The sequence below is a fragment of the Dactylosporangium sucinum genome (assembly GCF_014647515.1).
GTDB classification, from domain to species: Bacteria; Actinomycetota; Actinomycetes; order Mycobacteriales; family Micromonosporaceae; genus Dactylosporangium; species Dactylosporangium sucinum.
The window spans coordinates 61095-72235 of sequence record NZ_BMPI01000049.1; the positions used below are offsets into that span (position 1 = coordinate 61095).

The window sequence follows — 11141 nt, forward strand, 5'->3', positions numbered from 1 at the left end:
TCGGCGTCAGTACATCGACCACCGGTCATGAGCAGGTGTTGCCGGCGTTAACAGGACGTAAGCGGGTGGGGGGACCTCACCCGATGCGTGCCCAGTCTCTCGCCTCACGAATCACCTCGCCGTCAATACGGCCTCAAAAGTCCCTGGTAGTTGACCCCCAGTGGGCGTCGGGCGGCTGTGACACCTTCTTGCAGCTGCGGTCGGTTGCTGTAACACTTGGGGTGTGTACGGCAACGACTTCGCCCCGCTCCTCGAGCAGGTCGACAGCGCCGAGCGCGACCTCCGGCAGGCCGCCGACCAGGGCGTCTCGGACCGCGGTGACCTGCAGGGCTACTTCGACGCGATCGTCGCCGCCGACCAGAAGGTCGAGCCGCGGGACTGGATGCCGGAGGCCTATCGCAAGACGCTGATCCGGCAGATCGCGCAGCACGCGCACTCGGAGATCATCGGGATGCAGCCCGAGGGCAACTGGATCTCCCGGGCGCCGTCGCTCAAGCGCAAGGCGATCCTGCTGGCCAAGGTCCAGGACGAGGCCGGCCACGGGCTGTATCTCTATGCGGCCGCCGAGACGCTCGGCATCTCCCGCCAAGAGCTGGTCGAGATGCTGATCGAGGGGCGCCAGAAGTACAGCTCGATCTTCAATTATCCGACTCTGACCTGGGCGGACGTCGGCGCGATCGGCTGGCTCGTCGACGGGGCCGCGATCGTCAACCAGGTGCCGCTGTGCCGCTGCTCCTACGGGCCGTATGCGCGCGCCATGATCCGCATTTGCAAGGAGGAGTCGTTCCACCAGCGCCAGGGGTACGAGATCCTTCACACCCTCTCCCACGGCACGCCGGCCCAGAAGGCGATGGCCCAGGACGCGGTGGACCGCTGGTGGTATCCATCGTTGGCGATGTTCGGCCCGCCCGACACCGACTCGACCCACTCCGAGCAGTCGATGGCCTGGAAGATCAAGCGGTTCTCCAACGACGAGCTGCGCCAGCGGTTCGTGGACATGTGCGTGCAGCAGGCGACCGTGCTCGACCTGCGGATCCCCGATCCCGGCCTGCGCTGGAACGCCGAACGCGGCGCACACGACTTCACCCAGCCCGACTACGACGAGCTCGTGCGCGTGATCAAGGGCAACGGGCCGTGCAACCGGCAGCGGATCGAGCACCGGCGCCAGGCCCACGACGAGGGCGCCTGGGTGCGCGAGGCGGCCGCGGCGCATGCGGCGAAAAAGGCGGTAATCAATGTCTGAGCCCCTGTGGGAGGTCTTCGTCCGGCCGCGCCGCGGGCTGGCGCACGCCCACGTCGGCAGCCTGCACGCGCCCGACGCCGAGCTCGCGCTGCGCAACGCCCGCGACGTCTACACGCGCCGCCAGGAGGGCGTGTCGATCTGGGTCGTGCCGGCCGCGGCGATCACCGCGAGCAGCCCGGACGAGAAGGACGCGTTCTTCGAGCCGGCCGCCGACAAGGTGTACCGCCACCCGACGTTCTACATCGTGCCGGAAGGCGCCGAGCACATATGACCGGTCCGGAGCGAAGCGGAGGGGCCGGGCACCAGGGGCTCAGTTCGCAGGCAGGTGGCCGGAGCGGAGGACGCATGACCACCTTCGAGAAGGCGCTCGGGCTCGGCGACGACGCGCTGATCGCGGCGCAGCGGCTGGCCGAGTGGTGCTCGCGCGCGCCCGACATGGAAGAGGACATCGCGCTGGCCAACATCGCGCTCGACCAGCTCGGCGCCGCCCGTCTGCTGCTCACCTACGCCGGCGAGCTGGAGGGGCGCGGGCGGGGCGAGGACGAGCTGGCGTTCCTGCGCGACGATCGCGAGTTCCGCAACGTGCAGCTGGTCGAGCTGGCCAACGGGGACTTCGCCGTCACGATGGCCAAGCTGTTGTTGCTCTCGGTGTACCAGCGGTTGCTCTACGAGTCGCTGGCGTCCTCGTCGGATGAGCGGTTGGCGGGTATCGCGGGGAAGGCGCGGAAGGAGTCGGCCTACCACGTCGATCATGCGTCGCTCTGGGTCGTGCGGCTCGGCGACGGCACCGAGGAGTCGCGGCGGCGGATGCGGACGGCGCTCGACGCCGTCTGGCCTTACAGCCATGAGCTGTTCGAGTGGTACCCCGAGCTGCGCGCGCCGTGGCTCTCGGTGATCGACGAGGTGCTGACGGAGGCTGGGTTGGCCCGGCCGGCCGACGGCTGGGCGCCGACCGGCGGTCGTTCCGGCGTGCACACCGAGGCGCTGTCGCGACTGCTCGCCGACATGCAGGTGCTGCACCGGGCGCATCCGGGGGTGACGTGGTGACCGCTGCCGACGTGGTGCGCGCGGTTCCCGATCCGGAGCTGCGGGCGGTCACCATCGGTGACCTGGGGATCGTGCGGGCCGTCGACACCGACGGTTCGCGGGTGTCGGTGACCATCACGCCCACCTATTCCGGGTGCCCGGCCATGGACGCGATCCGGGCGGACATCGCTTCCGCCCTGCGCGAGGCTGGATTTTCCGACATTTCGGTCAATACGGTGCTGTCGCCGGCCTGGAGCACCGACTGGATCACCGACGCCGGCCGGTCCAAGCTGGCCGAGGCCGGCATCGCGCCGCCGGGGCGGACCGTGTCATTGACGCTGACCATGCGCTGCCCGCGGTGCGGCTCGGCCGACACCGAGGAGCTGTCCCGGTTCGGCTCGACGGCGTGCAAGTCGCTGTGGCGGTGCCGCTCCTGCTCCGAGCCCTTCGACGCGGTGAAGACCTTATGACCGTTTCGCCCATCGTTCGCCCGGTCAAGAAGCGGCCGAAGTTCCACCGGCTGGCCGTCGTCGACGTCGAGCGACTCACCGACGACGCCGTCGCGGTGACCTTCGACGTGCCCGAGAAGCTGCGGCCGGTCTTCGAGTTCCGGGCCGGGCAGCACCTCACGGTGCGCCGCGAGGACGTCCGCCGGTCGTATTCGATCTGCTCCACGCCCGCCCAGCTCGCTGCGGACGGGGTCCTGCGCGTCGGGATCAAGCGGATCCAGGGCGGGGCGTTCTCCACGTACGCCGCGACCGAGCTCGCCCCGGGCGACGAGGTCGACGTCATGCCGCCACTCGGCCACTTCACCAGCGCGTTCGCCGCCGAGCGGGTGCGGCACTACGCCGCGGTCGTGGCCGGGTCCGGGATCACGCCGGCGCTCTCTCTGCTGGCTACGGCGCTGGCGGTGGAGCCTTCCAGTCGGTTCACGCTCGTCTACGGCAACCGGGCGGCCGGCACCGTGATGTTCGCGGAGGAGTTGGCCGACCTCAAGGACCGGTACCGTGAGCGCCTCCACGTCATCCATGTGCTCTCGCGCGAGGCGCAGGAGTCGCCGCTGCTGTCCGGACGGCTCGACGAGGACCGCGTCGGGCGCATCCTCGACGCGCTGCTCCCGCCGGGCACGGTCGACGAGTGGTTCCTGTGCGGGCCGTACGGCATGGTGCTCGACGCGCGCGTCGCGCTCAGCGTCCGCGGGGTCGCCGACGAGGCCGTGCACACCGAGCTGTTCCACGTCACCGAGGAGCCGCCGGCCGCCCGCACCACCGTCGAGGAGCCGGTCGACGGCGCCGAGGTGACGATCCTGCTCGACGGGCGGCAGTCGACCTTCACCATGGCCCAGGACGAGCGCATCCTCGACGCCGCGCTCAAGCAGCGCCCCGAGCTCCCGTATGCGTGCAAGGGCGGGGTCTGCTCGACGTGCCGGGCCAAGCTCGTGGAGGGCCGGGTCGAGATGGCCCGCAACTTCGCGCTGGAGCCCGACGAATTGACCGCCGGATATGTCCTGACCTGTCAGGCGATGCCGATCACGGAACGTGTTGTGGTCGACTTCGACGCATGAGACCCATCCGCCCGGGCGGCGGCCTCGAATGAGCGACATGAGACCCGAACACGAGGAGCTGCCCACGCAGCGGCTGGTCGCGGTACCGATCCCGCAGGCGCGCGTCGACGCCGACGAGTTGCTGGCCCGGGTCGCCCGCGGCGACGAGCGGGCCTTCGCCGCGCTCTACGACCTGGTGTCCGCCCGCGTGTTCGGGCTGATCCGCCGGGTGCTGCGCGACCCCGCCCAGTCGGAGGAGGTCGCGCAGGAGGTCATGGTCGAGGTGTGGCGGACCGCGCCGAAGTTCGACCCGGCCAAGGGCAGCGCCACGGCCTGGGTCTTCACGATCGCCCACCGGCGGGCCGTCGACCGGGTGCGCTCCGAGCAGGCCGGGATCGAGCGGGTCCGGCGGGTGGCGTCGGTGAGCGCCGAGACGCCGTACGACGACGTGGTCGAGACCGCCACGGCGCGCATCGAGCAGCAGCAGGTGCGCCGCTGTCTCGACGGCCTGACCGACCTCCAGCGGGAGGCGATCACGCTGGCGTACTACGGGGGCAACAGCTATCGCGAGGTCGCCGACCTGCTCGGTACCGCGCTCCCGACGATCAAGACGCGCATGCGGGACGGTCTGATCCGCATGCGGGACTGCCTGGGGGTGGCATGATGCCCGAGACCGTCGACATCCACGCCCTGGCCGGCGCCTATGCGCTCGACGCCGTCGACGACATCGAGCGCGCGGCCTTCGACCGGCACCTGCGGGGCTGCGCCTCCTGCGCGGCCGAGGTGGTCGAGCTGCGGGAGACCGCCGCCTGGCTGACCCACCCGGTCGCCGAGACGCCCCCGCCCCGGCTCCGCGACAACGTCCTGGCCCAGATCGCGGTCACCCCGCAGGCCCGTCCCGGCGCGGCGCCCACCTCCCGTTCCCGCGCGACGGCCGGCTTCGTCCGCCGCTGGGCGGTGGCGAGCGTGGCCGCCGCGGTCGTGGCGACGGGGGTCGGCTTCGGCACCTGGGCGCTGTCCCAGCAGCGCGTCTCCGACATGCGCGTGCAGAACGCCCAGGTCGACGCGGTGCTGGCCGCCGCCGACGCTCGCCTGATCACCAAGGAGATGGCCGGCGGCCGCGTGACGATGGTGCTCTCGCCGTCTCGCAACGCCGCGGTGGCGGTCCTTGAGGACATGCGCAAACCGGACGACGGCAAGGCCTACCAGCTGTGGATGATCAACTCTTCGTCCGGCGCGAAGCCGGTCGGCCTGTCGTCCCTGGGCAGCGGCCGTTTCTACATCGACAAGCTGGAACCCCAGTTCGGCATCACGGTGGAGCCGGAGAGGGGCTCGGACACTCCGACGATGACCGCAATCGTCGGCACCTTGGACCTGCCCCTGTGATCCCTGGCGGCCGCACCACCCCTGGTGGAGCGGTGCGGCCGTCGCTCAGGCGTTGTCGAGCAGGTCGTCCAGGGCGGACCGGTCCTCCGCCGACGGCTGCCAGGACCCGGCCGCCACGTTGGCCTTGACCTGCTCGGCCGAGGTGGCCCCGGCGATCACGCTGGCGACGGTGGGCTTGGCGGCCAGCGCCCCGATGGCCAGCGTCAGCAGGTCGATGCCGCGCTCCCGGGCGAACCCCTCCAGGCCCTCGATCGCGTTCCAGGGAGCGTCGGCCAGGACCTTGGCGAAGCCGACCCGGTCGAGGCGGGAGCCGACCGGCGCCGACTCACCCCGGCGGTACTTCCCGGTGAGCAGCCCCATCGCCAGTGGGAAGTACGGCAGCAGGCCCAGCCCGAACTTCTCCAGCGCCGGCACCAGGTCCTGCTCGGGCGTGCGGTGCAGCAGGGAGTAGCGGTTCTGGGCGCTGACGAACGGCGTCAGGTGCCGGGTCTCGGCGGTCCAGGCCGCGTCCGCGGTCTGCCAGCCGGTGAAGTTGGAGTGCCCGATATACCGCACCTTGCCCGCCCGGACCAGGTCGTCGAGCGCGTCGAGCGTTTCCTCGATCGGTGTGGCCGGGTCGGGCGCGTGCAGCTGGTAGAGGTCGATGTAGTCGGTGCCCAGGTTGCGCAGCGACGACTCGACGGCGCGGGCGATGTAGCGCCGGCCGCCGCGGGCGCCCCAGTCCGGCCCGTAGGCGCCGCGGACGTCCATGCCGAACTTCGTCGCCACGATCACCTCGTCGCGGCGGCTGCCGAGGGCGGCGCCGAGGACCCGCTCCGAGTCGCCGGGGGAGCTGCCGTAGACGTCGGCGGTGTCGAACAGCGTCACGCCGTGCTCGAACGCGGCGCTGACGACCTCGTTCGCGCGGTCGGCGTCGATCCGCCCGCCGAAGTTGTTGCACCCGATCCCGACGACCGAGACGGTGAGCCCGGACCGGCCGAGGCGGCGATACTGCATGTCAGTCACTCCCGTGATCCTAGGCACGCCCGGTCGACGGGGCTCACCCGCTGGGTACGCTCTGGGATGTGACGGAGACACCGGCGATCAGCGAGATCCTCCAGCGTGCGGCCGACGGCGGCCGGATCAGCCCGGAGGAGGCGCTGCTGCTCTACACCGACGCACCGTTCCACGAGCTCGGCGAGGCCGCCGACGCCGTGCGCCGCCGGCGTTACCCGGACAACATCGTCACCTACATCATCGACCGCAACATCAACTACACGAACGTCTGCGTGACGGCGTGCAAGTTCTGCGCGTTCTTCCGGGCGCCGAAGCACGCCGAGGGCTGGACGCACGGCACCGAGGAGATCCTGCGCCGCTGCGCCGAGGCGGTCGACCTCGGCGCCACGCAGGTGATGCTGCAGGGCGGCCACCACCCCGACTACGGCGTCGAGTACTACGAGGAGCTCTTCTCCGCCGTCCACACCGCCTACCCGGACCTGGTCATCCACTCCATCGGCCCGTCCGAGGTGCTGCACATGGCCAAGGTGTCGGGCGTCTCCATCGAGGACGCGATCAACCGGATCAAGGTCGCCGGCCTGGCCTCCATCGCCGGCGCGGGCGCCGAGATGCTGCCCGCCCGCCCCCGGAAGGCGATCGCGCCGCTCAAGGAGTCGGGCGAGCGCTGGCTGGAGGTCATGGAGACCGCGCACCGGCTGGGCATCTCGTCGACGGCGACCATGATGATGGGCACCGGCGAGACCAACGCCGAGCGCATCGAGCACCTGCGGATGATCCGGGACGTGCAGGACAAGGCGGTCGCCGGTGGCTACGCGGGCAGCTTCCGCTCCTTCATCCCGTGGACCTACCAGCCGGAGAACAACCACCTGAAGGGCCGCACGCAGGCCACCAGCCTGGAATACCTCCGCCTGGTCGCCGTCGCCCGGCTGTTCTTCGACAACGTGGCCCACCTCCAGTCGTCCTGGCTGACGACCGGCAAGGACGTCGGCCAGGTCTCGCTGCACCTCGGCGTCGACGACCTCGGCTCGATCATGCTGGAGGAGAACGTGATCTCCTCGGCTGGTGCCCGTCACCGTTCCCGCCTCACCGAGCTGGTGCAGATGATCCGCGACGCCGACCGCATCCCCGCGCAGCGGGACACGGAATACCGCCACATGCGCGTCCACTGGACGCCGGAGGACGACCCGACCGACGACCGGGTGCAGTCGCACTTCTCGTCGATCGCCCTGCCCGGCGGCGGCACCGGCCGCGCTCTCCCGCTGACGCCGGTGAACTCATGACGCGCGCCTCGCTGGAGAAGGAGCCGCACGAGGTCGCGGCCATGTTCGACGGCGTCGCCCGCCGCTACGACCTCACCAACACCGTGCTCTCCGGCGGCCAGGACCGCATCTGGCGCCGCGAGACCCGGCTGGCCCTCGGTCTCAAGCCGGGCGAGCGGGTGCTGGACCTGGGCGCCGGCACCGGCGTGTCGACGCTGGAGCTGGCCAAGTCGGGCGCCTTCGCGGTCGGCGCCGACCTTTCGGTGGGCATGCTGCAGGCCGGCCGGCAGAAGCGCCCGACGGTGCCGCTGCTGGCCGCCGACGCGTTGCGGCTGCCGTTCGCGGACGAGACCTTCGACGCGGTGACGATCTCCTTCGCGCTGCGCAACATCCAGGACCCCGACGCCGCCCTGCGCGAGATGGCCCGGGTCACCAAGCCGGGTGGCCGGCTGGTGATCTGCGAGTTCAGCCACCCGACCTGGCGGCCCTTCCGCTCCGCCTACATGGGCCCCGCCCTGAAGGTGTTGCCGCAGGTCGCGAAGCGGGTGTCGAGCAACCCCGACGCCTACGTCTACCTCGCCGAGTCGATCCGCGCGTGGCCCGACCAGGAGGGCCTGGCGGCGCGCGTCGGCGCGAACGGCTGGCGCAAGGTGGCCTGGCGCAACCTGACCGGTGGCGTGGTGGCGATGCACCGCGGCTTCCGGATCTGACATCGCTACCACCTGAACGAGCCCAGCCGGTCGAGGCTGGCCCGCAGCTCGGCGACGAACTCGTCGGGATGTGTGGTGAGGTCGTGCCAGGTGATTTCCGACACGCTCCAGCCCGCGGCGGCCAGCCGGGTGCGGCGCTCCTCCCGCGCCGCCTCCGGCATCAGGTCGCCGCGCTTGAGCTCCAGCAGAAGCTTCACCTCGGGGAACACGACGTCGCCGAGCCCGATGAGGCCCCAGCGGTCCTCGATCGGCACCTGCTCGATCCAGCCCCAGATGCCGGCCTGCTGCAGCAGGTTCCTGACCAGGCGCAATGCCGCCTGCTCCTCGCCGTGGGCCGCCAGCCGGAGCAGCCGGATCAGCCGCGGCGTGCCGTGCCGGCCGGTCGCGGCCCGGATGCGCCCGGCCAGCTCGGGGACTGTGGTCCAGCTCTCCTCCAGGGCCGTGGCCAGGACCGCCCGGGCCACGGCGTCGGGCATCAGGCGGGCGCAGTCGTAGACGGTGCGCGGCACGGTGGTGGCCGCGGCGCCGTCGACCGTGCAGACGTCCGCGAGGTCCGGCTCCTCGTGCAGCACCTGTATCCCGCGCCGGCGGATCCGCTGCGGATGGGCCACGACGGTCTCGTCGCTCGGCACCGGGATGCCGTGCCAGCGGGCGGCCGACGGCCCGGCGAGCACCGCGCCCGGCAGGGACAGGAGCGCGGCCGTGTCGCGCAGCATCGGAGTGAGGTCCCGCCCGCGGTCGGTGAAGACGTCGCGCACGACGGTCACCCAGTCGCCGTCACGGATCCTCGTCCGGATCCGATAGGCGCTGTATCCGCAGGTCATGGCCTGTGCGCGGGTGAAAAGTCCGCGCTGGGCCGTGGCGTGTTCATCGAGCCGGTCGCGGTCCGGCTGTCCGGCGTTCATGATGACCGAGGATCGTCACGCCGTCGCCAGCTGTCGATCCGGAGAAATTTCCTGTGGATAACCCAGGTCCATGATCTCTATTAGTCCGGCGAAACGCCCATCGATCAGGGATGCTGTCGTCCGAAGCGACGATCTAGGTGACGGGTCTGGGTGAGAAATTAGGGTCACCTAACTGACAGTCGGCGACCTCTCGGTTCTAGACTTCCCCCGAGTGACTTTGTGAAGACTTTCACGAGCCAAGACGGAAGCAAGAAGAACGGGCTTAGGAGGTGTGACGGCTGTGACCGACACCGGGAACGATGCGGATGTCATCGTCGTCGGCGCCGGGCCGGGCGGCTCGTCCGCCGCGTTCCACTTGGCCCGCCACGGCCTGCGCGTGCTGCTGCTGGAGAAGACCGAGTTCCCGCGCGAGAAGGTCTGCGGCGACGGGCTGACGCCACGCGCGGTCAAGCAGCTCATCAAGATGGGCGTCGACACCACCGAGGAGAAGGGCTGGCTGCGCAATCGCGGCCTGCGCGTCATCGGTGGCGGCATCCGGCTCGAGCTCGACTGGCCGGAGCTGGCGAGCTTCCCTGACTACGGGCTGACCCGCACGCGCATGGACTTCGACCAGATGCTCGCGACGGCGGCGACCGACGCCGGCGCGATCCTGCGCACGGGCACCAACGTCACCGGCCCGATCCTCGACCGGACCGGCCGCGTGGTCGGCGTGAGCGCCACCGGGCCCGACAAGGAGCCGCTGGAGTTCCGCGCGCCGCTGACCATCGCCGCCGACGGCGTCTCCGGCCGGTTCGCCCTGGCCCTGGGCATCGCCAAGCGCGAGGACCGCCCGATGGGCGTCGCGGTCCGGCAATACTTCCGCAGCGAGACCCGCCACGACGACGACTACCTGGAGTCCTGGCTGGAGCTGCGCAGCCGCGAGTCGGGCGACAAGCTCCTGCCGGGTTACGGCTGGATCTTCGGCCTCGGCGACGGCCGGGTCAACGTCGGTCTCGGCGTGCTCAACAGCAGCGTCGCCTACGGCAAGACCAACTATCGCCAGCTGCTGACCGACTGGGTCGACAACACGCCGGCCGACTGGGGGCTGTCCGACCCGGCCAACGCCGAGGGTAAGCCGCAGGGCGCCGCGCTGCCGATGGGCTTCAACCGGGTGCCGCACTACTCCCGGGGCGTGCTGCTCGTCGGCGACACCGGCGGCATGGTCAACCCCTTCAACGGCGAGGGGATCGCCTACGCGATGGAGTCCGGCGAGCTGGCGGCGGAGATCGCCGTCCAGGGTCTCGCCCGGCCCCAGGGCACCGCACGCGAGCGTGCGCTCGCCCACTACCCGGCCGAGCTCAAGGCCCGCTACGGCGGCTACTACCGGCTCGGCAACATCTTCGTCAAGCTCATCGGCCAGCCGCAGATCATGCGGGTGGCCACCAAGCACGGCATGCCACACCCCACCCTGATGCGGTTCGTGCTCAAGCTGCTCGCCAACCTCACCGATCCCCGCGGCGGAGACGCGATGGACCGTGTGATCAACGCGATGACCCGCCTGGCACCGGCCGCCTGACCGCAAAAGCACAGCCCAAGGCCGCATTTGGGGTGGCCCCGGACGAAGCCGTCCGGACATTACCGAATAGTGTTAAACCGCATACAGCTTGAGTGGTCCCGACCGGGCAGACCGCCCTGCCGGGCTCGCCGAAAGGACGGAGCAGCACGATGTCGCTCGCGCCGTACGTACCGATCCTCGGGCTCTTCGCCCTCGCCGCAGCCTTCGCGCTGTTCTCGGTGGCGGTGGCCCCGTTCGTCGGGCCGCGTCGCTACAACAAGGCGAAGCTCGACGCCTACGAGTGCGGCATCGAGCCCACTCCCCAGCCTGTGGGCGGTGGCCGCTTCCCGGTCAAGTTCTATCTGACCGCGATGCTGTTCATCATCTTCGACATCGAGATCATCTTCCTGTACCCCTGGGCCGTGAACTTCGACGCGCTCGGCCTCTTCGGGTTCGTGGAGATGGTGCTGTTCATCGTCACCGTGTTCGTCGCGTTCGCCTACGTGTGGCGCCGCGGCGGGCTGGATTGGGACTGAGCC

Annotated in this window: 13 protein-coding genes; 11 read left to right on the forward strand and 2 right to left on the reverse strand. The window is 70.6% G+C overall.

What is annotated here, in order from left to right; translation table 11 throughout:
- Positions 1 to 223: 223 nt before the first annotated feature.
- The 7 genes from paaA to IEZ31_RS38215 all read left to right on the forward strand — a co-directional run bounded on the left by paaA (position 224) and on the right by IEZ31_RS38215 (position 5198).
- Complete coding sequence (gene paaA / locus IEZ31_RS38185; RefSeq protein WP_190254970.1) at positions 224 to 1243, forward strand: 1,2-phenylacetyl-CoA epoxidase subunit PaaA; 1020 nt, start codon at positions 224 to 226, stop codon at positions 1241 to 1243.
- A complete protein-coding gene (gene paaB / locus IEZ31_RS38190; protein WP_190254971.1) occupies positions 1236 to 1514 on the forward strand; it encodes a 1,2-phenylacetyl-CoA epoxidase subunit PaaB in 279 nt (92 codons plus the stop codon). The genes paaA and paaB overlap by 8 nt, the downstream gene beginning before the upstream one ends.
- 74 nt (positions 1515 to 1588) lie before the next feature.
- Positions 1589 to 2290: a 1,2-phenylacetyl-CoA epoxidase subunit PaaC gene (gene paaC, locus IEZ31_RS38195; RefSeq protein WP_190254972.1), complete on the forward strand. Its 702-nt coding sequence runs from the start codon at positions 1589 to 1591 to the stop codon at positions 2288 to 2290.
- On the forward strand, positions 2284 to 2739 hold the full coding sequence (gene paaD / locus IEZ31_RS38200) for a 1,2-phenylacetyl-CoA epoxidase subunit PaaD (protein WP_190254973.1): 456 nt from the start codon (positions 2284 to 2286) through the stop codon (positions 2737 to 2739). The genes paaC and paaD overlap by 7 nt, the downstream gene beginning before the upstream one ends.
- Positions 2736 to 3833 (forward strand): 1,2-phenylacetyl-CoA epoxidase subunit PaaE, encoded by a 1098-nt coding sequence (gene paaE / locus IEZ31_RS38205; RefSeq protein WP_190254974.1) that lies wholly within the window; start codon positions 2736 to 2738, stop codon positions 3831 to 3833. Before paaD ends, paaE begins: the two co-directional genes overlap by 4 nt.
- Before the next feature lie 37 nt (positions 3834 to 3870).
- A complete protein-coding gene (locus IEZ31_RS38210) occupies positions 3871 to 4476 on the forward strand; it encodes a sigma-70 family RNA polymerase sigma factor (protein WP_190254975.1) in 606 nt (201 codons plus the stop codon).
- The gene (locus IEZ31_RS38215) at positions 4473 to 5198 is read left to right on the forward strand and encodes an anti-sigma factor (RefSeq protein ID WP_229836272.1); all 726 of its coding nucleotides are present in this window, start codon (positions 4473 to 4475) and stop codon (positions 5196 to 5198) included. The genes IEZ31_RS38210 and IEZ31_RS38215 overlap by 4 nt, the downstream gene beginning before the upstream one ends.
- A gap of 45 nt (positions 5199 to 5243) precedes the next feature.
- Here the strand turns inward: IEZ31_RS38215 and IEZ31_RS38220 are convergent, their stop codons facing one another.
- Complete coding sequence (locus IEZ31_RS38220) at positions 5244 to 6194, reverse strand: aldo/keto reductase (protein WP_190255006.1); 951 nt, start codon at positions 6192 to 6194, stop codon at positions 5244 to 5246.
- 68 nt (positions 6195 to 6262) lie between these two features.
- On the opposite strand from IEZ31_RS38220, the gene mqnC reads away from it, so the two are divergent.
- Both mqnC and IEZ31_RS38230 read left to right on the forward strand, forming a co-directional pair.
- Complete coding sequence (mqnC, locus tag IEZ31_RS38225) at positions 6263 to 7474, forward strand: cyclic dehypoxanthinyl futalosine synthase (RefSeq protein WP_190254977.1); 1212 nt, start codon at positions 6263 to 6265, stop codon at positions 7472 to 7474.
- Entirely contained in the window at positions 7471 to 8163 is a 693-nt protein-coding gene (locus IEZ31_RS38230; RefSeq protein ID WP_190254978.1) for a demethylmenaquinone methyltransferase, read from the forward strand. The genes mqnC and IEZ31_RS38230 overlap by 4 nt, the downstream gene beginning before the upstream one ends.
- A gap of 5 nt (positions 8164 to 8168) precedes the next feature.
- Here the strand turns inward: IEZ31_RS38230 and IEZ31_RS38235 are convergent, their stop codons facing one another.
- Entirely contained in the window at positions 8169 to 9068 is a 900-nt protein-coding gene (locus IEZ31_RS38235; RefSeq protein WP_190254979.1) for a type IV toxin-antitoxin system AbiEi family antitoxin domain-containing protein, read from the reverse strand.
- 280 nt (positions 9069 to 9348) lie between these two features.
- On the opposite strand from IEZ31_RS38235, the gene IEZ31_RS38240 reads away from it, so the two are divergent.
- On the forward strand, positions 9349 to 10623 hold the full coding sequence (locus IEZ31_RS38240; RefSeq protein WP_190254980.1) for a geranylgeranyl reductase family protein: 1275 nt from the start codon (positions 9349 to 9351) through the stop codon (positions 10621 to 10623).
- Positions 10624 to 10772: 149 nt separating this feature from the next.
- Positions 10773 to 11138 (forward strand): NADH-quinone oxidoreductase subunit A, encoded by a 366-nt coding sequence (locus IEZ31_RS38245; RefSeq protein ID WP_190254981.1) that lies wholly within the window; start codon positions 10773 to 10775, stop codon positions 11136 to 11138.
- Positions 11139 to 11141: the final 3 nt, after the last annotated feature.

Excerpts from the sequence above, each read along its gene's own strand:
- paaB (WP_190254971.1), top strand. The coding sequence starts at position 1,236 with ATGTCTGAGCCCCTGTGGGAGGTCTTCGTCCGGCCGCGCCGCGGGCTG.
- paaC (WP_190254972.1), top strand. The coding sequence starts at position 1,589 with ATGACCACCTTCGAGAAGGCGCTCGGGCTCGGCGACGACGCGCTGATC.
- paaE (WP_190254974.1), top strand. The coding sequence starts at position 2,736 with ATGACCGTTTCGCCCATCGTTCGCCCGGTCAAGAAGCGGCCGAAGTTC.
- IEZ31_RS38210 (WP_190254975.1), top strand. The coding sequence starts at position 3,871 with ATGAGACCCGAACACGAGGAGCTGCCCACGCAGCGGCTGGTCGCGGTA.
- IEZ31_RS38215 (WP_229836272.1), top strand. The coding sequence starts at position 4,473 with ATGATGCCCGAGACCGTCGACATCCACGCCCTGGCCGGCGCCTATGCG.
- IEZ31_RS38220 (WP_190255006.1), bottom strand. The coding sequence starts at position 6,194 with ATGCAGTATCGCCGCCTCGGCCGGTCCGGGCTCACCGTCTCGGTCGTC.
- IEZ31_RS38230 (WP_190254978.1), top strand. The coding sequence starts at position 7,471 with ATGACGCGCGCCTCGCTGGAGAAGGAGCCGCACGAGGTCGCGGCCATG.
- IEZ31_RS38235 (WP_190254979.1), bottom strand. The coding sequence starts at position 9,068 with ATGAACGCCGGACAGCCGGACCGCGACCGGCTCGATGAACACGCCACG.
- IEZ31_RS38245 (WP_190254981.1), top strand. The coding sequence starts at position 10,773 with ATGTCGCTCGCGCCGTACGTACCGATCCTCGGGCTCTTCGCCCTCGCC.